At 66.0% G+C, this 20820-nt stretch carries 34 protein-coding genes and 1 pseudogene; 34 read left to right on the top strand and 1 reads right to left on the bottom strand.

Annotated features, from left to right (window positions below; translation table 11 throughout):
- Positions 1-114 precede the first annotated feature (114 nt).
- The 34 genes and pseudogenes from AB0D14_RS05825 to AB0D14_RS05990 form a co-directional block, all read left to right on the top strand.
- Positions 115-579, top strand: a complete 465-nt coding sequence (locus AB0D14_RS05825; protein ID WP_362775221.1) for a helix-turn-helix domain-containing protein — start codon at positions 115-117, stop codon at positions 577-579.
- Between the two features lie 231 nt (positions 580-810).
- On the top strand, positions 811-1209 hold the full coding sequence (locus AB0D14_RS05830; protein WP_362775224.1) for a nuclear transport factor 2 family protein: 399 nt from the start codon (positions 811-813) through the stop codon (positions 1207-1209).
- Positions 1210-1774: 565 nt separating this feature from the next.
- Positions 1775-2083: a 30S ribosomal protein S10 gene (gene rpsJ, locus AB0D14_RS05835; protein ID WP_003948644.1), complete on the top strand. Its 309-nt coding sequence runs from the start codon at positions 1775-1777 to the stop codon at positions 2081-2083.
- A gap of 16 nt (positions 2084-2099) precedes the next feature.
- Positions 2100-2744 (top strand): 50S ribosomal protein L3, encoded by a 645-nt coding sequence (gene rplC, locus AB0D14_RS05840; protein WP_362775227.1) that lies wholly within the window; start codon positions 2100-2102, stop codon positions 2742-2744.
- Positions 2745-2751: 7 nt separating this feature from the next.
- Positions 2752-3408 (top strand): 50S ribosomal protein L4, encoded by a 657-nt coding sequence (rplD, locus tag AB0D14_RS05845; protein ID WP_362775230.1) that lies wholly within the window; start codon positions 2752-2754, stop codon positions 3406-3408.
- The gene (rplW, locus tag AB0D14_RS05850; protein ID WP_189776122.1) at positions 3408-3824 is read left to right on the top strand and encodes a 50S ribosomal protein L23; all 417 of its coding nucleotides are present in this window, start codon (positions 3408-3410) and stop codon (positions 3822-3824) included. Before rplD ends, rplW begins: the two co-directional genes overlap by 1 nt.
- Before the next feature lie 39 nt (positions 3825-3863).
- Positions 3864-4700 (top strand): 50S ribosomal protein L2, encoded by an 837-nt coding sequence (gene rplB, locus AB0D14_RS05855; RefSeq protein ID WP_055614926.1) that lies wholly within the window; start codon positions 3864-3866, stop codon positions 4698-4700.
- A 12-nt stretch (positions 4701-4712) separates the two neighbouring features.
- Complete coding sequence (gene rpsS, locus AB0D14_RS05860) at positions 4713-4994, top strand: 30S ribosomal protein S19 (protein ID WP_362775234.1); 282 nt, start codon at positions 4713-4715, stop codon at positions 4992-4994.
- Between the two features lie 42 nt (positions 4995-5036).
- The gene (rplV, locus tag AB0D14_RS05865; protein ID WP_362775371.1) at positions 5037-5384 is read left to right on the top strand and encodes a 50S ribosomal protein L22; all 348 of its coding nucleotides are present in this window, start codon (positions 5037-5039) and stop codon (positions 5382-5384) included.
- Positions 5384-6247 (top strand): 30S ribosomal protein S3, encoded by an 864-nt coding sequence (rpsC, locus tag AB0D14_RS05870; RefSeq protein WP_362775237.1) that lies wholly within the window; start codon positions 5384-5386, stop codon positions 6245-6247. Before rplV ends, rpsC begins: the two co-directional genes overlap by 1 nt.
- A 5-nt stretch (positions 6248-6252) precedes the next feature.
- The gene (gene rplP, locus AB0D14_RS05875; RefSeq protein ID WP_004927269.1) at positions 6253-6672 is read left to right on the top strand and encodes a 50S ribosomal protein L16; all 420 of its coding nucleotides are present in this window, start codon (positions 6253-6255) and stop codon (positions 6670-6672) included.
- Complete coding sequence (gene rpmC / locus AB0D14_RS05880) at positions 6672-6899, top strand: 50S ribosomal protein L29 (RefSeq protein WP_362775239.1); 228 nt, start codon at positions 6672-6674, stop codon at positions 6897-6899. The genes rplP and rpmC overlap by 1 nt, the downstream gene beginning before the upstream one ends.
- A complete protein-coding gene (rpsQ, locus tag AB0D14_RS05885) occupies positions 6896-7183 on the top strand; it encodes a 30S ribosomal protein S17 (RefSeq protein ID WP_319090396.1) in 288 nt (95 codons plus the stop codon). The genes rpmC and rpsQ overlap by 4 nt, the downstream gene beginning before the upstream one ends.
- A 116-nt stretch (positions 7184-7299) precedes the next feature.
- Positions 7300-7668, top strand: coding sequence for a 50S ribosomal protein L14 (gene rplN, locus AB0D14_RS05890; RefSeq protein ID WP_003992364.1), 369 nt, complete (start codon positions 7300-7302; stop codon positions 7666-7668).
- A 2-nt stretch (positions 7669-7670) separates the two neighbouring features.
- Positions 7671-7994: a 50S ribosomal protein L24 gene (gene rplX / locus AB0D14_RS05895; protein WP_055513601.1), complete on the top strand. Its 324-nt coding sequence runs from the start codon at positions 7671-7673 to the stop codon at positions 7992-7994.
- The gene (rplE, locus tag AB0D14_RS05900; protein WP_362775242.1) at positions 7994-8551 is read left to right on the top strand and encodes a 50S ribosomal protein L5; all 558 of its coding nucleotides are present in this window, start codon (positions 7994-7996) and stop codon (positions 8549-8551) included. The genes rplX and rplE overlap by 1 nt, the downstream gene beginning before the upstream one ends.
- Positions 8552-8556: 5 nt before the next feature.
- The gene (locus tag AB0D14_RS05905; protein WP_003948630.1) at positions 8557-8742 is read left to right on the top strand and encodes a type Z 30S ribosomal protein S14; all 186 of its coding nucleotides are present in this window, start codon (positions 8557-8559) and stop codon (positions 8740-8742) included.
- Between the two features lie 235 nt (positions 8743-8977).
- Positions 8978-9376 (top strand): 30S ribosomal protein S8, encoded by a 399-nt coding sequence (gene rpsH, locus AB0D14_RS05910; RefSeq protein WP_362775244.1) that lies wholly within the window; start codon positions 8978-8980, stop codon positions 9374-9376.
- Positions 9377-9400: 24 nt separating this feature from the next.
- On the top strand, positions 9401-9940 hold the full coding sequence (gene rplF, locus AB0D14_RS05915; RefSeq protein ID WP_362775247.1) for a 50S ribosomal protein L6: 540 nt from the start codon (positions 9401-9403) through the stop codon (positions 9938-9940).
- 3 nt (positions 9941-9943) lie between these two features.
- Positions 9944-10327, top strand: coding sequence for a 50S ribosomal protein L18 (gene rplR, locus AB0D14_RS05920; protein ID WP_362775250.1), 384 nt, complete (start codon positions 9944-9946; stop codon positions 10325-10327).
- 43 nt (positions 10328-10370) lie between these two features.
- Positions 10371-10973 (top strand): 30S ribosomal protein S5, encoded by a 603-nt coding sequence (rpsE, locus tag AB0D14_RS05925; protein ID WP_055513610.1) that lies wholly within the window; start codon positions 10371-10373, stop codon positions 10971-10973.
- Positions 10974-10975: 2 nt separating this feature from the next.
- Positions 10976-11158 carry a 50S ribosomal protein L30 gene (gene rpmD / locus AB0D14_RS05930; RefSeq protein WP_107022202.1) on the top strand — a complete coding sequence of 61 codons (183 nt, stop codon included), beginning with the start codon at positions 10976-10978 and terminating at the stop codon, positions 11156-11158.
- 2 nt (positions 11159-11160) lie between these two features.
- Positions 11161-11616: a 50S ribosomal protein L15 gene (gene rplO / locus AB0D14_RS05935; protein ID WP_107022203.1), complete on the top strand. Its 456-nt coding sequence runs from the start codon at positions 11161-11163 to the stop codon at positions 11614-11616.
- Between the two features lie 248 nt (positions 11617-11864).
- The gene (gene secY / locus AB0D14_RS05940) at positions 11865-13181 is read left to right on the top strand and encodes a preprotein translocase subunit SecY (RefSeq protein WP_362775254.1); all 1317 of its coding nucleotides are present in this window, start codon (positions 11865-11867) and stop codon (positions 13179-13181) included.
- A complete protein-coding gene (locus tag AB0D14_RS05945) occupies positions 13181-13876 on the top strand; it encodes an adenylate kinase (RefSeq protein ID WP_362775257.1) in 696 nt (231 codons plus the stop codon). Before secY ends, AB0D14_RS05945 begins: the two co-directional genes overlap by 1 nt.
- A gap of 101 nt (positions 13877-13977) precedes the next feature.
- Positions 13978-14814 carry a type I methionyl aminopeptidase gene (map, locus tag AB0D14_RS05950; protein ID WP_362775260.1) on the top strand — a complete coding sequence of 279 codons (837 nt, stop codon included), beginning with the start codon at positions 13978-13980 and terminating at the stop codon, positions 14812-14814.
- A 313-nt stretch (positions 14815-15127) separates the two neighbouring features.
- Positions 15128-15349 (top strand): translation initiation factor IF-1, encoded by a 222-nt coding sequence (gene infA, locus AB0D14_RS05955; protein ID WP_003948620.1) that lies wholly within the window; start codon positions 15128-15130, stop codon positions 15347-15349.
- Positions 15350-15405: 56 nt separating this feature from the next.
- Entirely contained in the window at positions 15406-15519 is a 114-nt protein-coding gene (gene rpmJ / locus AB0D14_RS05960) for a 50S ribosomal protein L36 (RefSeq protein WP_003998809.1), read from the top strand.
- Between the two features lie 207 nt (positions 15520-15726).
- The gene (gene rpsM / locus AB0D14_RS05965) at positions 15727-16107 is read left to right on the top strand and encodes a 30S ribosomal protein S13 (RefSeq protein WP_362775263.1); all 381 of its coding nucleotides are present in this window, start codon (positions 15727-15729) and stop codon (positions 16105-16107) included.
- A 69-nt stretch (positions 16108-16176) separates the two neighbouring features.
- Positions 16177-16581 (top strand): 30S ribosomal protein S11, encoded by a 405-nt coding sequence (gene rpsK / locus AB0D14_RS05970; protein WP_003956432.1) that lies wholly within the window; start codon positions 16177-16179, stop codon positions 16579-16581.
- A gap of 123 nt (positions 16582-16704) precedes the next feature.
- The gene (locus tag AB0D14_RS05975; RefSeq protein WP_053661878.1) at positions 16705-17727 is read left to right on the top strand and encodes a DNA-directed RNA polymerase subunit alpha; all 1023 of its coding nucleotides are present in this window, start codon (positions 16705-16707) and stop codon (positions 17725-17727) included.
- A gap of 194 nt (positions 17728-17921) precedes the next feature.
- Positions 17922-18455 carry a 50S ribosomal protein L17 gene (gene rplQ, locus AB0D14_RS05980; RefSeq protein WP_362775266.1) on the top strand — a complete coding sequence of 178 codons (534 nt, stop codon included), beginning with the start codon at positions 17922-17924 and terminating at the stop codon, positions 18453-18455.
- Between the two features lie 114 nt (positions 18456-18569).
- Complete coding sequence (gene truA, locus AB0D14_RS05985) at positions 18570-19427, top strand: tRNA pseudouridine(38-40) synthase TruA (protein ID WP_362775269.1); 858 nt, start codon at positions 18570-18572, stop codon at positions 19425-19427.
- 44 nt (positions 19428-19471) lie between these two features.
- Positions 19472-19552, top strand: a pseudogene (locus tag AB0D14_RS05990) (polyprenol monophosphomannose synthase); the annotation flags it as partial.
- A 46-nt stretch (positions 19553-19598) separates the two neighbouring features.
- Here the strand turns inward: AB0D14_RS05990 and AB0D14_RS05995 are convergent.
- A complete protein-coding gene (locus AB0D14_RS05995) occupies positions 19599-20468 on the bottom strand; it encodes a hypothetical protein (RefSeq protein WP_362775272.1) in 870 nt (289 codons plus the stop codon).
- Between the last annotated feature and the right edge of the window lie 352 nt (positions 20469-20820).

Here is a 20820-nt window from a genome sequence, read left to right on the forward strand (position 1 = left end):
AGGGGCCGCCGGTCGAATCCTCCGAGAGGGATGCCCGGGGCAACGGCTGCCAGTAACATTTCAGAACTACTTCTGATTTAAAACTACTACCGGGATCACCGGAGAGGAGAAGCCGTGCCCGACCATGGGGGCCACGTCACCTTCCAGCATGGGCAGGAGTTCCTGGCCGCGATCTCCGAACGCTGGAACTACCAGATCCTGCGGGAGGTGTTCTTCGGTGTCGGCCGCTTCGGGGAACTCAAGCGAGCCCTGGGTATCTCGGCGAACATCCTCACCGCGCGGCTCAACAGCCTGACCGAGCTGGGCCTGCTCACCAAACGCGCCTACCGCTCGGACAAGCCGTGGTACGAGTACGCGCTCACCGACAGCGCGCGCGAACTCGTCGTCCCCGCCATCGCGGCCATCACGCGTTGGGCCGAAACCCATGCGACCGATACCGGCATCACACAGCACCCACTGATCCACACGACGTGCGGCAACCCGACCAATCCGTACCTCGCGTGCAGCAGCTGTCATCAGCAGGTCGAGGCCACGACTCTGCGGCCGATGCCCGCCGAGGAAGGCGGTGCCGGTCAGTAGGGGGCGGTTCCTGCGGCGTCAGGTGATCTCGGTTCGAGATCCCGCCGGCCGCCCCGACCCGAGGACCGGGTCCCCGCGGGCAGTCAGGAGGCTGGTGGCATTTTGAAACTAGTAGCGATACGCTACTACTGATGCACGTCTCCTTGGTCACGGCGGAGAGGGGTTGATCATGGCGACGAACTGGCATCGCTTGCCGCCCCGCCCATCGCAGCCTGATCGGAGACCACCATCATGGAGAACAACGCACAAGCGACGGCCGTGCCCGGCTGGGTCCTGAAGTTCATGGACGCCATCGACACCCTGGAGTTCGGCGAGGGCTTCGCGCCGCTGACCGAGGACACCGACATGTTCTTCGGTACCGAGCACATCCACGGTGTCGATGCCATCAAGGCGTTCTTCGTCAAGATCGACGAGCCGCTGATCATCAACCACGAGGTCCTGGAGTTCTGGAGTGCGGGGGACGGCGTCCGTCTGCTGCGCGGCGAGGCGACCATGGCCAAGAAGAGCGAACCGGACCAGGTGGTGCGAGCCCCGTTCATGCACATCTTCTACCTCGACCGGGAAGAGCCGGTCCGTGTCCGGACGCTCCGCATCACCGCGGGCCCGCTCCAGACCGACGCCGTGATGTGACCTCGCTCCGGAGTCCCGTGCAGGACAAGCCGGAGTGCCCTGGAAGTGCTGGTGGGCGCGGTCGGTGACGCCTGGCGGGCGCTGCGTGGACGACGCTCCCCAGTGGGGCGGGCCGCCCGGGGTGTGCCCCGCTTTCGGCCGAGCCCGTGTTTGACCCACGGCACCCCCGGGGTACAGTCTCCGGCCCGATTCGCCAGCTCCATGCCCCGTGTGGCAGACTGTCGGGGTTGCTCGGTTGAGTGCCGATGCTGCGCGCCTCCCGCCGGGAGGACCGGAAGCGAGTCCCACAGTACTCGTCGCTCCAACTGCCGTAAGGCAGCGCTGGGGCGGACGTACGGGAATCTTTCGGGAAGTGTCAGCGGGGTGCCAACCAGGCGCCCGGTGGGTGTTCGGCCCCCGGTCCTGCGGTCGTCTTTGGGATGGACCGCGTCCCTGGTAGGGAAAATCCACTTGTGGATATCTCTGTCAGTCAGGGCGCGACACACCCGACCGCGTGGGTCGGAGGCGGGGACGCGAACCCCCGGGTTGCAGAGCGTTTCACGAGACAAAGGACTACTGAGTAGCCATGGCGGGACAGAAGATCCGCATTCGGCTCAAGGCCTACGACCACGAGGTCATCGATTCGTCGGCGAAGAAGATCGTCGAGACGGTGACGCGAACTGGTGCGTCGGTCGCGGGCCCGGTGCCGCTGCCCACTGAGAAGAACGTGTACTGCGTCATCAAGTCGCCGCACAAGTACAAGGATTCGCGCGAGCACTTCGAGATGCGCACGCACAAGCGTCTGATCGACATCCTCGACCCGACTCCCAAGACCGTTGACTCTCTGATGCGACTCGACCTTCCGGCCGGCGTCGACATCGAGATCAAGCTCTAGGGGATGTGGTCTGAGAATGGCTAAGCAGATCAAGGGCATCCTGGGCGAGAAGCTCGGCATGACGCAGGTGTGGGACGAGAACAACCGTGTTGTTCCGGTCACCGTTGTCAAGGCCAGCTCGAACGTCGTGACCCAGGTCCGTACGAATGACTCCGACGGTTACGAGTCGGTCCAGATCGCCTTCGGCGAGATCGACCCTCGCAAGGTGAACAAGCCCCTCAAGGGTCACTTCGCCAAGGCCGACGTCACCCCCCGCCGCCACCTCGTCGAGATCCGCACCACGGATGCCTCCGAGTACACGCTGGGTCAGGAGATCTCCGCCGAGGTCTTCGAGGCCGGCGTGAAGGTGGACGTGACCGGCAAGAGCAAGGGCAAGGGCTTCGCCGGTGTCATGAAGCGTCACAACTTCCACGGCCTCGGCGCGGGCCACGGTGTCCAGCGCAAGCACCGCTCTCCCGGCTCCATCGGTGGCTGTGCCACCCCTGGCCGTGTCTTCAAGGGCATGCGCATGGCGGGCCGTATGGGCAATGAGCGGGTCACCACCCAGAACCTGACCGTTCACGCCGTTGACGCGGAGAAGGGACTGCTCCTCATCAAGGGAGCCATCCCCGGTCCGAACGGCGGCCTCGTCCTGGTCCGCACTGCCGCCAAGGGGGCCTGAGGTAACGATGAGCACTGTTGACATCATTTCGCCGGCAGGCGACAAGACCGGGACGGTCGAGCTCCCCGCGGAGATCTTCGACGTCGAGAAGATCAGCATTCCGCTGCTTCACCAGGTCGTAGTCGCACAGCTGGCCGCTGCCCGCCAGGGCACGCACAAGACCAAGACCCGCGCCGAGGTCCGTGGTGGCGGTAGGAAGCCCTACCGTCAGAAGGGCACCGGCCGCGCACGCCAGGGCTCGACCCGCGCGCCGCAGTTCGTCGGCGGTGGAGTCGTCCACGGCCCGCAGCCGCGTGACTACTCGCAGCGGACCCCGAAGAAGATGAAGGCCGCGGCCCTGCGCCACGCCCTCACCGACCGGGCCCGCAACGCTCGCATCCACGTCGTCTCCGGCGTGATCGAGGGCGACACCCCCTCCACCAAGGCCGCGAAGGTCCTGATCGCCAAGATCTCGGAGCGCAAGAACGTGCTCCTGGTCATCGATCGTGCCGACGAGGCCGCGCTGCTCTCCGCGCGCAACCTGCCCCAGGTCCACATCCTGGAGCCGGGCCAGCTGAACACGTACGACGTTCTCGTCTCGGACGACGTGGTCTTCACCCAGGCCGCTTTCGAGTCCTTCGTGTCTGGCCCCCAGGCCGCTGACACCGAAGGGAGCGAAGCCTGATGGCTACGCGTCACCCGAGCATTGCCCCCAAGGCGGCCAAGGCCGCCAAGGCCGCGCGCATCGCCAAGGCGAAGCGCCACGAGGCCGAGGGCAAGAACACCGTTGAGACGCCGATCAGCAAGAGCTTCACGGACCCCCGTGACGTCCTCATCAAGCCGGTCGTCTCCGAGAAGAGCTACGCGCTGCTCGACGAGGGCAAGTACACCTTCGTCGTGGCGCCGGGCGCCAACAAGACCCAGATCAAGCAGGCCGTCCAGGCGGTCTTCTCGGTCAAGGTCACCGGGGTCAACACGATCAACCGCCAGGGAAAGCGCAAGCGGACCAAGAGCGGTTTCGGCAAGCGTGCTGACACCAAGCGCGCCATCGTGACCCTCGCTGAGGGCGACCGTATCGACATCTTCGGCCAGGCCTCCTAACGGAGCGCCCTGGTCCGAATATCGGACGAGGACTGAGAAATGGGAATCCGCAAGTACAAGCCGACAACGCCGGGCCGCCGTGGCTCCAGCGTCGCCGACTTCGTCGAGGTCACGCGGTCCACGCCGGAGAAGTCGCTGGTTCGCCCGCTGCACAGCAAGGGCGGCCGTAACAATTCCGGTCGTGTGACCGTTCGCCACCAGGGTGGCGGACACAAGCGCGCCTACCGCGTGATCGACTTCCGTCGTCACGACAAGGACGGCGTGCCGGCGAAGGTCGCGCACATCGAGTACGACCCCAACCGCACCGCGCGCATCGCGCTGCTTCACTACGCGGACGGCGAGAAGCGCTACATCCTCGCCCCCCGCAACCTGTCGCAGGGCGACCGCGTCGAGAACGGTCCCGGGGCCGACATCAAGCCGGGCAACAACCTGGCCCTCCGCAACATCCCGGTCGGTACCACGATCCACGCGATCGAGCTCCGTCCCGGTGGCGGTGCCAAGTTCGCCCGCTCTGCCGGCGCCTCTGTGCAGCTGCTCGCGAAGGAGGGCCAGATGGCCCACCTGCGCATGCCGTCCGGAGAGATCCGCCTGGTCGACGTGCGCTGCCGCGCCACCGTCGGCGAGGTCGGCAACGCCGAGCAGTCGAACATCAACTGGGGCAAGGCCGGCCGCAAGCGCTGGCTGGGCGTCCGCCCGACCGTTCGCGGTGTGGCGATGAACCCGGTTGACCACCCGCACGGTGGTGGTGAAGGCAAGACCTCCGGTGGACGTCACCCGGTCTCGCCGTGGGGTCAGAAGGAGGGTCGTACTCGTTCGCCGAAGAAGGCTTCGAACAAGTACATCGTCCGCCGCCGCAAGACGAACAAGAAGCGCTAGGAGCGGGTTTAGATGCCGCGCAGTCTCAAGAAGGGGCCCTTCGTCGACGGCCACCTGATCAAGAAGGTGGACGTACAGAACGAAGGCGGCTCCAAGAACGTCATCAAGACCTGGTCCCGTCGCTCGATGATCATCCCGGCCATGCTCGGCCACACGATCGCGGTGCACAACGGCAAGACCCACATTCCGGTGTTTGTCACCGAGTCGATGGTCGGCCACAAGCTCGGCGAGTTCTCGCCGACGCGCACCTTCCGGGGTCACGTCAAGGACGACCGGAAGTCGAAGCGCCGCTAACGCGGGGTGGAATCGACCATGACAGACACTGGAAGGACAACCATGGACGCCAGGGCCCAGGCGCGGTACATCCGCGTCACGCCCATGAAGGCCCGCCGTGTGGTGGACCTTATCCGTGGCATGGATGCCACGGAGGCTCAGGCGGTCCTGCGATTCGCCCCGCAGGCCGCGAGCGTGCCGGTCGGCAAGGTGCTTGACAGCGCCATTGCCAACGCCGCACACAACTACGAGCACACCGACGCCGACAGCCTCGTCATCTCCGAGGCGTATGTCGACGAGGGTCCGACCCTGAAGCGGTTCCGTCCGCGCGCCCAGGGCCGCGCCTACCGGATCCGCAAGCGGACCAGCCACATCACCGTGGTCGTCAGCAGCAAGGAAGGAACCCGGTAATGGGCCAGAAGGTTAACCCTCATGGGTTCCGGCTCGGCATCACCACGGACTTCAAGTCCCGGTGGTACGCCGACAAGCTGTACAAGGACTACGTCAAGGAAGACGTCGCCATCCGTCGGATGATGACGTCCGGCATGGAGCGCGCCGGCATCTCGAAGGTTGAGATCGAGCGCACCCGTGACCGCGTGCGGGTGGACATCCACACCGCGCGTCCCGGCATCGTCATCGGCCGCCGTGGCGCCGAGGCCGACCGCATCCGCGGTGACCTCGAGAAGCTCACGGGCAAGCAGGTCCAGCTGAACATCCTCGAGGTCAAGAGCCCCGAGACCGACGCTCAGCTGGTTGCCCAGGCCGTTGCCGAGCAGCTGTCCTCCCGCGTCTCCTTCCGTCGCGCCATGCGTAAGAGCATGCAGGGCACGATGAAGGCCGGCGCCAAGGGCATCAAGATCCAGTGCGGTGGCCGTCTCGGCGGCGCCGAGATGTCCCGCTCGGAGTTCTACCGCGAGGGCCGTGTGCCCCTGCACACGCTCCGCGCGAACGTCGACTACGGGTTCTTCGAGGCCAAGACGACCTTCGGCCGTATCGGTGTGAAGGTCTGGATCTACAAGGGCGACGTCAAGAACATCGCCGAGGTCCGCGCCGACAACGCCGCGGCCCGTGCGGGTAACCGCCCGGCCCGCGGTGGCGGCCCCGGCGGCGACCGACCGGCCCGTGGTGGCGGTCGTGGTGGCGAGCGTGGCGGCCGCGGCCGCAAGCCGCAGCAGTCCGCGCCGGCAGCCGAGGCCCCCAAGGCCGAGGCTCCTGCCGCCGCTGCCGCTCCGGCCGAGGCCGCGCCCTCTTCTACCGGCGGAACGGAGGTCTGACCGAAATGCTGATCCCCCGTAGGGTCAAGCACCGCAAGCAGCACCACCCCAAGCGCCGCGGTCAGGCCAAGGGTGGTACGACGGTCGCGTTCGGCGAGTACGGCATTCAGGCCCTCACGCCGGCGTACGTGACGAACCGCCAGATCGAAGCGGCTCGTATCGCGATGACCCGCCACATCAAGCGTGGCGGCAAGGTCTGGATCAACATCTACCCGGACCGCCCGCTGACCAAGAAGCCCGCCGAGACCCGCATGGGTTCCGGTAAGGGATCCCCCGAGTGGTGGATCGCGAACGTGCACCCCGGTCGGGTCATGTTCGAGCTGTCCTACCCCAACGAGAAGATCGCCCGTGAGGCCCTCACTCGCGCAGCCCACAAGCTGCCGATGAAGTGCCGGATCGTCAAGCGCGAGGCAGGTGAAGCGTGATGTCGGCCGGTACCAAGGCGTCCGAGCTGCGCGAACTGGGTGACGAGGAGCTTCTCGCGAAGCTCCGCGAAGCCAAGGAAGAGCTGTTCAACCTCCGCTTCCAGGCGGCGACGGGTCAGCTCGAGAACCACGGACGGCTCAAGGCCGTCCGCAAGGACATCGCGCGGATCTACACCCTGATGCGTGAGCGCGAGCTGGGCATCGAGACGGTGGAGAGCGCCTCATGAGCGAGAGCAACGTGACCGAAGAGACCAAGACGAGCCGCGGTTTCCGCAAGACCCGTGAGGGTCTGGTCGTCAGCGACAAGATGGACAAGACCGTCGTCGTCGCTGTCGAGGACCGCGTCAAGCACGCGCTGTACGGCAAGGTCATCCGCCGTACGAACAAGCTCAAGGCTCACGACGAGCAGAACGCCGCCGGCGTCGGCGACCGGGTCATCATCATGGAGACCCGGCCGCTGTCCTCGACGAAGCGCTGGCGCATCGTCGAGATCCTCGAGAAGGCCAAGTAAGCATCTGAGGCCCCGGAACAGAGTTCCGGGGGCCCCTCGGGTTGGTTCCGCCAGGCTCGGCAGGGGCTCCGTGAAGGAGCCCCTGCCGGGAACCGGCAGACAATCAGGAGATAGACGTGATCCAGCAGGAGTCGCGACTGCGTGTCGCCGACAACACTGGTGCGAAGGAAATCCTTTGCATCCGTGTGCTCGGTGGCTCCGGTCGCCGCTACGCGGGCATCGGTGACGTCATCGTCGCCACTGTCAAGGACGCGATCCCTGGCGGCAATGTGAAGAAGGGTGACGTCATCAAGGCGGTCATCGTTCGCACCGTCAAGGAGCGCCGCCGTCCGGACGGCTCGTACATCCGCTTCGACGAGAACGCCGCCGTCATTCTGAAGAACGACGGCGACCCTCGCGGCACCCGTATCTTCGGCCCTGTCGGCCGTGAGCTGCGCGAGAAGAAGTTCATGAAGATCATCTCGCTCGCGCCGGAGGTGCTGTAAGCATGAAGATCAAGAAGGGCGACCTGGTTCAGGTCATCACCGGTAAGGACAAGGGCAAGCAGGGCAAGGTCATTGCCGCTTACCCGCGCGACGAGCGTGTCCTGGTCGAGGGTGTCAACCGGGTCAAGAAGCACACGAAGGCCGGTCCTACCGCTCGCGGTTCGCAGGCCGGTGGCATCGTCACGACCGAGGCGCCCGTCCACGTCTCCAACGTCCAGCTGGTCGTTGAGAAGGACGGCAACAAGGTCGTCACGCGCGTCGGTTTCCGCTTCGACGACGAGGGCAACAAGATCCGCGTTGCCAAGCGGACGGGTGAGGACATCTGATGGCTACCACCACCATTCCGCGTCTCAAGACGAAGTACCGCGACGAGATCGCGGGCAAGCTGCAGGAAGAGTTCTCGTACGAGAACGTCATGCAGACCCCGGGCCTCGTCAAGATCGTGGTCAACATGGGTGTGGGCGACGCCGCCCGCGACTCCAAGCTGATCGATGGCGCCATTCGCGACCTCACCACGATCACCGGTCAGAAGCCGGCCGTCACCAAGGCCCGCAAGTCCATCGCGCAGTTCAAGCTGCGTGAGGGACAGCCGATCGGTTGCCACGTCACACTTCGTGGCGACCGCATGTGGGAGTTCCTGGACCGCACCCTGTCGCTCGCGCTGCCGCGCATCCGCGACTTCCGTGGTCTGTCTCCCAAGCAGTTCGACGGTCGTGGCAACTACACCTTCGGTCTCACCGAGCAGGTCATGTTCCACGAGATCGACCAGGACAAGATCGACCGCGTCCGGGGTATGGACATCACCGTGGTTACCACGGCGACCAACGACGCCGAAGGCCGTGCCCTTCTCCGTCACCTCGGCTTCCCCTTCAAGGAGGCGTAAGCGAGATGGCGAAGAAGGCTCTGATTGCCAAGGCTGCTCGTAAGCCCAAGTTCGGTGTGCGTGGCTACACCCGTTGCCAGCGCTGCGGTCGCCCGCACTCCGTGTACCGCAAGTTCGGCCTGTGCCGCGTGTGCCTTCGTGAGATGGCTCACCGTGGCGAGCTGCCGGGTGTGACCAAGAGCTCCTGGTAATCCCCCAGTTGGGATTGCCCGGGCGCTCTCGGTAAGCAGTGGGTTGGCAGAGGCCCTCCCCTTCATGGCTTAGGCTAGGAGGGTTGGGCGTCTGCCGCCCGGACGCACGTGGGCGCAGCCCACAAGTTAACGCTTACTACGCCGTAGGTCCCCGCACCGCACCCGTCCCGCCACTGAGTGGGGAGAGGGATGGCGCATACAGGAAACCCCGGCGAGAGAGGCCGAAGGCCAATTCATGACCATGACTGATCCCATCGCAGACATGCTTACTCGTCTGCGTAACGCGAACTCGGCGTACCACGACGATGTCGCGATGCCGCACAGCAAGATCAAGTCGCACATCGCGGAGATCCTCCAGCAGGAGGGCTTCATCACCGGCTGGAAGGTCGAGGAAGCCGAGGTCGGCAAGAAGCTCGTCCTCGAGCTGAAGTTCGGCCCGAACCGCGAGCGCTCCATTGCGGGCATCAAGCGGATCTCGAAGCCGGGTCTGCGTGTGTACGCGAAGTCCACCTCCCTGCCCAAGGTGCTCGGTGGCCTCGGCGTGGCGATCATCTCCACGTCGCACGGCCTCCTCACCGGACAGCAGGCCGGCAAGAAGGGCGTAGGCGGAGAAGTTCTCGCCTACGTCTGGTAACGGAAGGGAACGGAGGAAACAGCTATGTCGCGTATTGGCAAGCTCCCCATCACGGTTCCCGCCGGCGTGGACGTCACCATCGACGGCCGTACGGTCCAGGTGAAGGGCCCCAAGGGCTCGCTCTCCCACACCGTCGCGGCTCCGATCGATGTCGCCAAGGGTGAGGACGGCATTCTCAATGTCACCCGCCCGAACGACGAGCGTCAGAACAAGGCCCTGCACGGCCTGTCCCGCACGCTGGTGGCGAACATGATCACCGGCGTGACCACGGGTTACGTGAAGAAGCTCGAAATCAGCGGTGTCGGTTACCGCGTCCTGGCGAAGGGTTCCAACCTGGAATTCTCGCTCGGCTACAGCCACTCGATCACGGTCGAGGCGCCTGAGGGCATCTTGTTCAAGGTTGAGAACCCGACACACTTCTCGGTCGAGGGAATCGACAAGCAGAAGGTCGGCGAGGTTGCGGCCAACATCCGCAAGCTGCGCAAGCCCGACCCGTACAAGGCCAAGGGCGTCAAGTACGAGGGCGAAGTCGTCCGGCGCAAGGTCGGAAAGGCGGGTAAGTAAGCCATGGCATACGGTGTCAAGATTGCTAAGGGCGACGCTTACAAGCGTGCTGCCATCAAGCGACGTCACATCCGCATCCGGAAGCACATCTCCGGTACGGCTGAGCGGCCTCGCCTGGTCGTGACGCGCTCGAACCGCCACATCGTGGCCCAGGTGATCGACGACGTTAAGGGTCACACCCTCGCGTCGGCGTCCACCCTGGACACGACGATCCGCGGCGGCGAGAACGACAAGTCCGGACAGGCCAAGTCGGTCGGCGCCCTGGTCGCCGAGCGCGCCAAGGCCGCCGGTGTCGAGACTGTCGTATTCGACCGTGGTGGAAACCAGTACGCCGGGCGCATTGCCGCTCTGGCGGACGCCGCCCGCGAAGCCGGACTCAAGTTCTGAGTCCTGGTTCCGTAGCTAGCGGAAACAGAGAGAGGTAATTCCAATGGCTGGACCCCAGCGCCGCGGAAGCGGTGCCGGTGGCGGCGAGCGGCGGGACCGGAAGGGCCGTGACGGCGGCGCTGCTGCTGAAAAGACCGCGTACGTTGAGCGCGTCGTCGCGATCAACCGCGTCGCCAAGGTTGTGAAGGGTGGTCGTCGCTTCAGCTTCACTGCGCTCGTCGTAGTGGGCGATGGTGACGGCACCGTCGGTGTTGGTTACGGCAAGGCCAAGGAGGTGCCGGCCGCGATCGCCAAGGGTGTTGAAGAGGCCAAGAAGCACTTCTTCAAGGTCCCCCGTATCCAGGGCACCATCCCGCACCCGATCACGGGCGAGAAGGCCGCGGGCGTCGTCCTGCTCAAGCCTGCTTCCCCCGGTACCGGCGTTATCGCCGGTGGCCCGGTGCGTGCTGTGCTCGAGTGCGCCGGCGTTCACGACATCCTGTCGAAGTCGCTCGGCTCTTCCAACGCGATCAACATCGTGCACGCGACCGTGGCGGCCCTCAAGGGCCTGCAGCGTCCCGAGGAGATCGCGGCCCGCCGTGGTCTGCCCCTCGAGGACGTCGCCCCCGCGGCTCTCCTGCGTGCACGTGCGGGAGCGGGTGCGTAATCATGGCTCAGCTCAAGATCACGCAGAAGAAGTCGTTCATCGGCAGCAAGCAGAACCACCGCGACACCCTTCGTTCGCTTGGTCTCAAGCGGATCAACGATGTGGTCGTCAAGGAGGACCGCCCCGAGTTCCGCGGAATGGTTCACACCGTCCGCCACCTCGTGACGGTTGAGGAGGTCGACTGATCATGGCGGAGAACAACCCGCTCAAGATCCACAACCTCCGTCCCGCCCCGGGCGCCAAGACCGCCAAGACCCGTGTTGGTCGTGGTGAGGCGTCGAAGGGCAAGACGGCCGGTCGTGGTACCAAGGGCACGAAGGCCCGTTACCAGGTTCCGGAGCGCTTCGAGGGTGGCCAGATGCCCCTCCACATGCGTCTCCCGAAGCTCAAGGGCTTCCGGAACCCGTTCAAGACCGAGTACCAGGTCGTGAACCTCGACAAGCTGGCGTCGCTGTACCCGGAGGGTGGCGAAGTCACCGTCGAGGGGCTCGTCGCCAACGGTGCGGTTCGCAAGAACAGCCTCGTCAAGGTCCTCGGCCAGGGCGAGATCTCCGTGGCACTGCAGGTGACGGTCGACGCCGTCTCCGGCTCCGCCAAGGAGAAGATCACCGCCGCCGGCGGTACCGTCACCGAGCTGATCTGAATACTCCAGGCGACTCGATGACTTGAGCGAACCCGACCGGGGGTGCCCCACAAAAGGGGCATCCCCGGTTGGTCGTTCCTAGGGAAGCGGTGTCGCCGGTAAGGTGGCCTGCGCTGCTAATTTTCGCCCGGTGTGCCGTCAGGGAACTCCAGGTGGCTTCTGACTGTTAGTTAGCTGTCCGTTACTTATTCGTCGAACCTCAAGACCGTCACCTCTGGCGCACTTGCGCGGGGGTCGCAGGAGGCACCGTGCTCACCGCGTTCGCCCGGGCGTTCAAGACGCCCGACCTGCGCAAGAAGCTGCTCTTCACGCTCGGCATCATCGTGGTCTATCGGGTGGGTACGCACATCCCGATCCCGGGAGTCGACTATACGAACGTCCAGGCCTGTATCGATCAGGCGAGCAACGGGAACCAGGGCCTGTTCGGCCTGGTGAACATGTTCAGTGGTGGCGCGCTGCTGCAGATCACGATCTTCGCCCTCGGCATCATGCCGTACATCACGGCGAGCATCATCCTGCAGCTGTTGACCGTGGTGATCCCGCGCCTGGAGGCCCTCAAGAAAGAGGGCCAGTCCGGTACGGCGAAAATCACGCAGTACACCCGTTATCTGACGGTGGCGCTGGCCATCCTGCAAGGCACCGGCCTGGTGGCCACCGCGCGCAGCGGTGCGCTGTTCACGGGCTGCACGGTCGGCAACCAGATCGTGCCCGACCAGTCGATCTTCGTCACCATCACCATGGTCATCACCATGACCGCCGGTACGGCCGCTGTCATGTGGCTCGGTGAGCTCATCACCGACCGCGGCATCGGCAACGGCATGTCGATTCTGATGTTCATCTCGATCGCCGCCACGTTCCCGTCGGCGCTGTGGGCCATCAAGGTGCAGGGCAACCTGGCGGACGGCTGGATCGAGTTCGGCACCGTCATCGCGGTCGGCCTCGTCATGGTCGGCCTGGTGGTCTTCGTCGAGCAGGCTCAGCGCCGCATCCCGGTCCAGTACGCGAAGCGAATGATCGGCCGCCGTTCCTACGGCGGTACTTCGACGTACATTCCGCTGAAGGTCAACCAGGCGGGCATCATCCCCGTGATCTTCGCCTCGTCGCTGCTCTACATCCCGGCGCTGATCGCTCAGTTCGCAGGGGGGACCTCGGGCTGGAAAACCTGGATCGAGCAGAACCTCACCAAGGGCGACCATCCGATCTACATCGCCACCTACTTCCTGCTGATCGTGTTCTTCGCCTTCTTCTACGTGGCTATCTCGTTCAACCCCGAGGAAGTCGCGGACAACATGAAGAAGTATGGTGGCTTCATCCCGGGCATCCGGGCCGGCCGGCCTACCGCTGAGTACCTGGGATACGTACTCAACCGGATCACTTGGCCGGGTTCGCTGTATCTGGGCCTGATCGCTCTCGTGCCGACGATGGCGTTGGTTGGTTTCGGGGCAAACCAGAACTTCCCGTTCGGTGGCACCAGCATCCTCATCATCGTGGGTGTCGGTCTGGAGACGGTGAAGCAGATCGAGAGCCAGCTCCAGCAGCGCAATTACGAAGGGTTCCTCCGCTGATGCGAATCGTCCTCGTCGGGCCGCCCGGGGCGGGCAAGGGAACGCAGGCCGCGTACCTCGCCAAGAACCTGTCGATCCCGCACATCTCCACGGGCGACCTCTTCCGTGCGAACATCAGCCAGCAGACGGATCTGGGCAAGCTGGCCAAGTCGTACATCGTCGAGGGCAACCTCGTACCGGACGAGGTCACCATCGCGATGGCCAAGGACCGCATGGAGCAGCCGGACGCCGTGGATGGCTTCCTGCTCGACGGCTTCCCGCGGAACGTCTCCCAGGCCGAGGCTCTCGACCAGGTCCTGAAGGCCGACGGTGTGGAGCTGGACGGGGTACTCGACCTGGAGGTCCCCGAGGACGAGGTGGTCAAGCGCATCGCCGGCCGCCGCATCTGCCGCAAGGATTCGAGTCACGTCTTCCACGTGACGTACAGCCCGGCGAAGAAGGAAGGCGTCTGTGACGCCTGCGGCGGCGAGCTGTACCAGCGCGGCGACGACACCGAGGAGACCGTCCGCAAGCGCCTGGAGGTCTACCACACCCAGACCGAGCCGATCATCGACTACTACCGGGCCCAGGGCCTGGTGGTGACGATCACCGCGCTCGGCAAGGTGGACGAGGTCACCAAGCGGGCGATGGGCGCCCTCAAGGTTCAGTCCGAGGGCAAGAGCGACAGTAGCGACAGCGAGGACGGCGGCAAGTAGCCGTCCTGGCCGGATCGGCCGCGGTGCCCTCGACGGGCGCCGCGGCCGTACTGTTGTGTACGTATCCGAGCAGGCAGAGAAGACGGAGAGCGCGGGCCCCCATGGTGCAGATCAAGACCCCCGAGCAGATCGCCAAGATGCGTGAGGCGGGCCTGGTCGTCGCCGCCGTCCACAGGGCGACCCGGGAAGCGGCGGTGCCCGGTGCCACGACACGCGATCTCGACCAGGTCGCCCGCAAGGTGCTCGACGAGCACGGCGCGAAGTCGAACTTCCTGGGCTACGGCGGCTTCCCCGCCACCATCTGCACCTCGGCGAACGAGGTCGTCGTGCACGGCATCCCGAGCGGCGACGTCGTCCTCAAGGACGGGGACATCATCTCGATCGACGCCGGCGCGATCGTCGACGGCTGGCACGGGGACGCCGCGTACACGGCCTTCGTGGGATCCGGTCACGCTCCGGAGCTCATCGAGCTCTCCCGGGTGACCGAGGAGTCGATGTGGGCCGGAATCGCGGCGATGAAGCTGGGGAACCGGCTCGTCGACGTCTCCCGGGCCATCGAGACGTACATCCGGCGCCAGCCGAAGCCCGGCGGCGGCAAGTACGGGATCGTCGAGGACTACGGCGGCCACGGCATCGGGACCGAGATGCACATGGATCCGCATCTGCTGAACTACGTGGAGCGCCGCCGGGGCAAGGGCCCCAAGCTGGTGCCCGGGTTCTGCCTCGCCATCGAGCCGATGGTCTCGCTGGGGACGCCTCGGACCGAGGTGCTCGAGGACGACTGGACCGTCATCACGACGGACGGTACGTGGTCCTCGCACTGGGAGCACTCTGTCGCTCTGACGGCTGAAGGACCGCTTGTCCTTACGTCTCCCGACGGGGGTAAGGCGAAGTTGGCCGAGTACGGGATTGCTGCGGCGCCTGATCCTTTGGCGTAGGGCGCGCTTCGGGGGAGCGGGCTCCCGTGGGGTGGCGGGCGCGGGTGCGGGTGGGCGGGGGCTGGTCGCGCCGTTCCCCGCGCCCCTGAAAGATCGCGCCGTTCCCCGCGCCCCTGAAAGACAAAGACTGCGCCGTTCCGCGCGCCCCTCAAGGGGCGCGTCTCTGCTTAGGGATCTTCGTCGTGGGGCAGACTTCCTCGATTCGTCTTTCCGAGGGCCCTGACGTAGACTGACTCGTCGGCTCTCGTGCATCCGCATGCCTGCATGTGGTAAGCGCGGAGTCGATCAAGGTAGTCGATTCGAAAGGCGAAGCGTGGCCAAGAAGCAAGGTGCCATCGAGATCGAGGGCACTGTCGTCGAGTCTCTTCCGAACGCCATGTTCAAGGTTGAGCTCCAGAACGGCCACCAGGTCCTGGCACACATCAGCGGCAAGATGCGTATGCACTACATCCGCATCCTCCCTGACGACAGGGTCGTGGTGGAGTTGTCTCCGTACGACCTGACGCGTGGCCGGATCGTCTACCGGTACAAGTAGATCTTGCCTGTGCCCCGCTTCCGCGGGGTGGTGGCACTGACCCGGAGAACCTCACCATGAAGGTCAAGCCGAGCGTCAAGAAGATCTGCGACAAGTGCAGGGTGATCCGCCGTCACGGCCGGGTCATGGTCATCTGCGAAAACCCGCGCCACAAGCAGCGCCAGGGCTGACGCACGGCCGCACCTTCTGCACCCGCAGAACTTCGCGCGACGCACGTACATGTTCATACGCAGAGCCCGGATCCACTGTTCGCAGGGATCCGACACCCCCGGTCGGAGGCCGGGGACCCGATCCGTACCGAATCTTCGCCGAAGAAGATGACGGCGGGCGGGAGCCGGTTCTGTGGAAGACCTCCGAACGACAACTGGAGCCATTGAATGGCACGCGTTTCCGGTGTTGACATCCCGCGCGAAAAGCGCGTGGAGGTTGCCCTCACCTATGTGTTCGGCATCGGCCGAACTCTCTCGCAGAAGACGCTGGCCGATACCGGCGTCAACCCCGACACCCGCGTTCGTGACCTCTCCGAGGAGGAGCTGGTCCGGATCCGCGAGTACGTGGACGGCAACTTCAAGACCGAGGGTGACCTCCGCCGTGAGGTTCAGGCCGACATCCGCCGCAAGGTCGAGATCGGCTGCTACCAGGGTCTGCGCCACCGTCGTGGACTTCCCGTCCACGGCCAGCGCACCAGCACGAACGCGCGTACCCGCAAGGGCCCGCGTCGCGCGATCGCCGGCAAGAAGAAGCCGGGCAAGAAGTAGTCCTCAGCGGACAACGCTTCACCAGCGGTCTTCGCTGTAGGACCGACCACCTCCCCGTAGGAGTTATAGATGCCCCCCAAGGGTCGTCAGGGCGCTGCCAAGAAGGTGCGCCGCAAGGAAAAGAAGAACGTCGCTCACGGTCACGCGCACATCAAGAGCACGTTCAACAACACCATCGTCTCGATCACGGACCCTTCGGGCAACGTGATCTCCTGGGCCTCCGCCGGCCACGTCGGCTTCAAGGGTTCGCGCAAGTCCACTCCCTTCGCCGCGCAGATGGCCGCCGAGTCGGCCGCCCGCCGCGCGCAGGAGCACGGCATGCGCAAGGTTGACGTCTTCGTCAAGGGCCCGGGCTCCGGTCGCGAGACCGCGATCCGCTCCCTCCAGGCCACTGGCCTTGAGGTCGGCTCGATCCAGGACGTGACGCCCACGCCGCACAACGGCTGCCGTCCGCCCAAGCGCCGTCGCGTCTGACGCACGGTTGTCTTAGTTTTTCCTGGGTTCGGGCGGTACGGCTCTCCGGAGGCGTGCCGCCCGTACCCTTGCAGTAACAGCAGGGCGTCAAATAGCGGGCGTCCATGACTGAAGGATCGCAACATGCTGATTGCTCAGCGTCCGTCCCTGACCGAAGAGGTCGTCGACGAATTCCGCTCCCGGTTCGTGATCGAGCCGCTGGAGCCGGGCTTCGGCTACACCCTCGGCAACTCCCTCCGCCGTACGCTCCTCTCCTCGATCCCCGGCGCTGCTGTCACCAGCATCCGGGTCGACGGTGTCCTGCACGAGTTCACCACCGTGCCGGGCGTCAAGGAGGACGTCACCGACCTGATCCTCAACATCAAGCAGCTGGTCGTCTCCTCGGAGCACGACGAGCCGGTCGTGATGTACCTGCGCAAGCAGGGACCGGGTCTGGTCACCGCCGCCGACATCGCGCCCCCGGCCGGTGTCGAGGTGCACAACCCCGACCTCGTCCTCGCCACGCTCAACGGCAAGGGCAAGCTGGAGATGGAGCTGACCGTCGAGCGCGGTCGCGGTTACGTCTCCGCCGTGCAGAACAAGCAGGTCGGTCAGGAGATCGGGCGCATCCCGGTCGACTCGATCTACTCGCCGGTTCTCAAGGTCACGTACAAGGTCGAGGCGACTCGTGTCGAGCAGCGCACCGACTTCGACAAGCTGATCGTCGACGTCGAGACCAAGCAGGCCATGCGTCCGCGTGACGCCATGGCGTCGGCCGGTAAGACCCTGGTCGAGCTGTTCGGTCTGGCGCGTGAGCTCAACATCGACGCCGAGGGCATCGACATGGGCCCGTCCCCGACGGACGCCGCCCTCGCCGCTGATCTCGCCCTGCCGATCGAGGAGCTCGAGCTCACCGTTCGGTCGTACAACTGCCTCAAGCGTGAGGGCATCCACTCCGTGGGTGAACTGGTGGCGCGTTCCGAGGCCGACCTGCTCGACATCCGCAACTTCGGTGCGAAGTCGATCGACGAGGTCAAGGCGAAGCTGGCCGGCATGGGCCTGGCCCTGAAGGACAGCCCGCCCGGATTCGACCCGACCGCCGCGGCCGACGCCTTCGGCGCGGACGACGACGCGGACGCGGGATTCGTCGAGACCGAGCAGTACTAGTCGCTCTGCGGGTTCGCCCGCTGGACGGCTGAGATTTGGCTGCGGGCCGGCTGTGGCTGGTCGCGCAGTTCCCCGCGCCCCTTGCGGGGCCCTTCGGGGCCCCGACGGGGCGCGGGTCTCCGACGGGTAACCGCCCGCTCGGATACTGACCTCGGTACCTGATACGGCCGGGGCAGACACCAAGGAGAAACATCATGCCGAAGCCCGCCAAGGGTCCCCGTATGGGCGGCAGCGCCGCGCACGAGAAGCTGCTTCTCGCGAACCTCGCGAAGTCGCTCTTCGAGCACGGCAAGATCACGACCACCGAGGCGAAGGCCCGCCGCCTGCGGCCGTACGCCGAGCGTCTGGTCACCAAGGCGAAGAAGGGCGACCTTCACAACCGCCGGCAGGTGCTCTCGGTCATCACGGACAAGAGCATCGTGCACACGCTCTTCACCGAGATCGGCCCGCGCTACGAGAACCGCCCGGGTGGCTACACCCGTATCACCAAGATCGGTAACCGCCGTGGCGACAACGCGCCCATGGCTGTCATCGAGCTGGTGGAGGCCCTGACCGTGGCCCAGCAGGCCACCGGTGAGGCCGAGGCGGCGACGCAGCGTGCCGTCAAGGAAGACACCCTGAAGAAGGACGACACCCCCAAGGACGAGGCCGCCGAGGCCAAGTCCGACGAGGTCGTCGAGGACGCCAAGCCGGCCGAGGACGCCGCCGAGGAGTCCAAGGACGCCTGAGCTTCGGCTCGCGTCTGAGCGGGTCCGCCCCTTTGGGGGCGGGCCCGCTTTCTCGTTTTCGGCAGATCGCGGCCGAGATCATGCCCGAGGCTGCGGCCCTGAGAGGATCTGTGTGTGAGCGACGAAGTGGAACCCGGGTTCGTACGGGTACGGATGGATCTTTCGTATGACGGGAGCGAGTTCTCCGGGTGGGCCAAGCAGGCCGGGGGGCGCAGGACCGTACAGGGCGAGATCGAGGACGCGCTGCGGACCGTGACGCGGTCGCGTGAGACGACGTACGAGCTGACCGTGGCCGGCCGGACCGATGCCGGAGTGCATGCCCGGGGGCAGGTGGCGCACGTCGATCTGCCTGGCGACCTGTGGGCCGAGCACCAGGAGAAGCTGCTCAAGCGGCTGGCCGGGCGGTTGCCGAAGGACGTGCGGGTGTGGGCGCTGACCCAGGCGCCGAGCGGGTTCAACGCGCGGTTCTCGGCGGTCTGGCGGCGGTACGCCTATCGGGTCACCGACAATCCGGGCGGGGTCGATCCCCTGCTGCGGAGCCATGTCCTGTGGCACGACTGGCCGCTCGACGTCGACGCGATGAACGAGGCCGCTCAGGGGCTGCTCGGGGAGCACGACTTCGCCGCCTACTGCAAGAAGCGGGAGGGCGCCACCACCATCCGTACGCTCCAGGAGCTGCGGCTGGAGCGGGGCGGCGACGGGGTCGTCACCGCCACCGTGCGCGCGGATGCCTTCTGCCACAACATGGTGCGGTCACTGATCGGGGCGCTGCTGTTCGTGGGGGACGGGCACCGGGGGGCCGACTGGCCGGCGAAGGTGCTGGCCGCGGGGGTGCGGGACTCCGCCGTGCATGTGGTGCGGCCGCACGGGCTGACCCTCGAAGAGGTCGGGTATCCGGCCGACGAGCTGCTTGCCGCGCGGAACAAGGAGGCACGCAACCGGCGGACGTTGCCGGGGGCGGGGTGCTACTGAACGCCGTTCGCCGCTGAGTGCCGTTCGGCGCTGAGCGGCACCCCCCGATCCGCTTCGAGGAGCGGACCGAGGGGGTCTCGAAGATGACTCTGCGCACGCAGCTGGAGTCGGCCCTGATGCCGCTGCACCGGTGGTCGGTGGTCGGTGGTCGGTGGACCGGGACCGGGCCGCCTACTTGTTCGCCGCCGCCGATGCCTGGGCCTCGCCGCGGCGGTGGATCTGGCGGAACGTGAACTCGGCCAGGTCGTCGCCGGTGGCGAAGACCTTGGCGTCCTTCTCGGTCACGTCCTTGCCGTTGGTGAAGCCGGCGACCGTGAAGTAGGCGTAGCGGCCGTACGAGTTGGTCGTCGAGCGGCAGACCGCGGAGCGGCAGAAGACGGGGACGCCCTCGCCGGAGAGGGACTGGACGACGCTCTTCTTGTCCGCGTCGGTCTTCGCCCTGAGCGCCTTGGCCTCGGTGTCGAAGACGGCCACCCCGATCGTCACCGCCACCCCGTCCTTCGCGTACGTGACGCGCATGAGGCGGGTGCAGTCGTTCTTGGTGAGGACCGGGCCGAGCGTGCCCTGGGAGGCGGACACGCAGTTCTTCGTGGACGCCATCGCGCCCTTCTTGTAGACGGTCTCGCCCATCGTCAGCTGCGTACCCGGGAAGAGGATGTCCGGAGCGAGCGTCGCGGAGTCCTTCTTCACGTCGGATATGAAGTCCTTCGGGTCCAGCGGCGGCGGCGCCGAGGTCGCCTCGAACGACGGGCCGGGACCGGTGGTGTCCGACGGGATGTCCGCGGAGGTGGGCAGCTCGGAGGCAGGCCTGTTCGAGGCCTGGTCGTTGCTGTCCGCCGAGACCATGGCCACGGCGACGGCCGCGCCCACGGCGATGGTGGCGAGGGCGCCGCCGCCTATCAGCAGCCATCTGCGGCGCCGGTTGCGCGTTTCGGACGCCTCGGCCAGCGCCGCCCAGTCCGGAGACCGATTGCTCCACTGCGGCGGCTCGGAACCTGATCCCCCGGAACCCCACTGGGGTCCCCCCTGCCCAAAGCTCATGAGGCGCATCTTAGACGGGGCAAGGGGGTAAGGGGTGGGCTGGTCCGCCTCCCGCGGTACTCGCCGCCCTCATGTGTCAAGTGTGAATGAGGCCAAAGAGGGCATCTCAGGGTGGGCCGGGCGCCGGATGCCCGCTCCCAGGTACCCTGAAACCCGGCGGGCGCCTGCGGGCGGTCGCGCGTTTTGACCCGTACGGGCCACCGCAGGTATTCTTGCGGTTCGTTATGTGTATTGGCTTGCTCATTCTCACGTGAGGGGCCCTTACACCGGTCCACCGGGCCGATGACCAGCGGCAGGACTCGGTTGCGTCACCGAGGTCCGCCAGGGCTGTCGTACATCGTCCGTGGTGGTC

Source organism: Streptomyces sp. NPDC048484 (assembly GCF_040651415.1).
Taxonomy (GTDB): Bacteria; Actinomycetota; Actinomycetes; order Streptomycetales; family Streptomycetaceae; genus Streptomyces.

Bases quoted from the DNA above. Each gene is read 5' to 3' on its own strand.
- AB0D14_RS05830 (WP_362775224.1), top strand. From the start codon at position 811: ATGGAGAACAACGCACAAGCGACGGCCGTGCCCGGCTGGGTCCTGAAG.
- rpsJ (WP_003948644.1), top strand. From the start codon at position 1,775: ATGGCGGGACAGAAGATCCGCATTCGGCTCAAGGCCTACGACCACGAG.
- rplC (WP_362775227.1), top strand. From the start codon at position 2,100: ATGGCTAAGCAGATCAAGGGCATCCTGGGCGAGAAGCTCGGCATGACG.
- rplD (WP_362775230.1), top strand. From the start codon at position 2,752: ATGAGCACTGTTGACATCATTTCGCCGGCAGGCGACAAGACCGGGACG.
- rplW (WP_189776122.1), top strand. From the start codon at position 3,408: ATGGCTACGCGTCACCCGAGCATTGCCCCCAAGGCGGCCAAGGCCGCC.
- rplB (WP_055614926.1), top strand. From the start codon at position 3,864: ATGGGAATCCGCAAGTACAAGCCGACAACGCCGGGCCGCCGTGGCTCC.
- rpsS (WP_362775234.1), top strand. From the start codon at position 4,713: ATGCCGCGCAGTCTCAAGAAGGGGCCCTTCGTCGACGGCCACCTGATC.
- rplV (WP_362775371.1), top strand. From the start codon at position 5,037: ATGGACGCCAGGGCCCAGGCGCGGTACATCCGCGTCACGCCCATGAAG.
- rpsC (WP_362775237.1), top strand. From the start codon at position 5,384: ATGGGCCAGAAGGTTAACCCTCATGGGTTCCGGCTCGGCATCACCACG.
- rplP (WP_004927269.1), top strand. From the start codon at position 6,253: ATGCTGATCCCCCGTAGGGTCAAGCACCGCAAGCAGCACCACCCCAAG.
- rpmC (WP_362775239.1), top strand. From the start codon at position 6,672: ATGTCGGCCGGTACCAAGGCGTCCGAGCTGCGCGAACTGGGTGACGAG.
- rpsQ (WP_319090396.1), top strand. From the start codon at position 6,896: ATGAGCGAGAGCAACGTGACCGAAGAGACCAAGACGAGCCGCGGTTTC.
- rplX (WP_055513601.1), top strand. From the start codon at position 7,671: ATGAAGATCAAGAAGGGCGACCTGGTTCAGGTCATCACCGGTAAGGAC.
- rplE (WP_362775242.1), top strand. From the start codon at position 7,994: ATGGCTACCACCACCATTCCGCGTCTCAAGACGAAGTACCGCGACGAG.
- AB0D14_RS05905 (WP_003948630.1), top strand. From the start codon at position 8,557: ATGGCGAAGAAGGCTCTGATTGCCAAGGCTGCTCGTAAGCCCAAGTTC.
- rpsH (WP_362775244.1), top strand. From the start codon at position 8,978: ATGACCATGACTGATCCCATCGCAGACATGCTTACTCGTCTGCGTAAC.
- rplF (WP_362775247.1), top strand. From the start codon at position 9,401: ATGTCGCGTATTGGCAAGCTCCCCATCACGGTTCCCGCCGGCGTGGAC.
- rplR (WP_362775250.1), top strand. From the start codon at position 9,944: ATGGCATACGGTGTCAAGATTGCTAAGGGCGACGCTTACAAGCGTGCT.
- rpsE (WP_055513610.1), top strand. From the start codon at position 10,371: ATGGCTGGACCCCAGCGCCGCGGAAGCGGTGCCGGTGGCGGCGAGCGG.
- rpmD (WP_107022202.1), top strand. From the start codon at position 10,976: ATGGCTCAGCTCAAGATCACGCAGAAGAAGTCGTTCATCGGCAGCAAG.
- rplO (WP_107022203.1), top strand. From the start codon at position 11,161: ATGGCGGAGAACAACCCGCTCAAGATCCACAACCTCCGTCCCGCCCCG.
- AB0D14_RS05945 (WP_362775257.1), top strand. From the start codon at position 13,181: ATGCGAATCGTCCTCGTCGGGCCGCCCGGGGCGGGCAAGGGAACGCAG.
- map (WP_362775260.1), top strand. From the start codon at position 13,978: ATGGTGCAGATCAAGACCCCCGAGCAGATCGCCAAGATGCGTGAGGCG.
- rpmJ (WP_003998809.1), top strand. From the start codon at position 15,406: ATGAAGGTCAAGCCGAGCGTCAAGAAGATCTGCGACAAGTGCAGGGTG.
- rpsM (WP_362775263.1), top strand. From the start codon at position 15,727: ATGGCACGCGTTTCCGGTGTTGACATCCCGCGCGAAAAGCGCGTGGAG.
- rpsK (WP_003956432.1), top strand. From the start codon at position 16,177: ATGCCCCCCAAGGGTCGTCAGGGCGCTGCCAAGAAGGTGCGCCGCAAG.
- AB0D14_RS05975 (WP_053661878.1), top strand. From the start codon at position 16,705: ATGCTGATTGCTCAGCGTCCGTCCCTGACCGAAGAGGTCGTCGACGAA.
- rplQ (WP_362775266.1), top strand. From the start codon at position 17,922: ATGCCGAAGCCCGCCAAGGGTCCCCGTATGGGCGGCAGCGCCGCGCAC.
- AB0D14_RS05995 (WP_362775272.1), bottom strand. From the start codon at position 20,468: ATGAGCTTTGGGCAGGGGGGACCCCAGTGGGGTTCCGGGGGATCAGGT.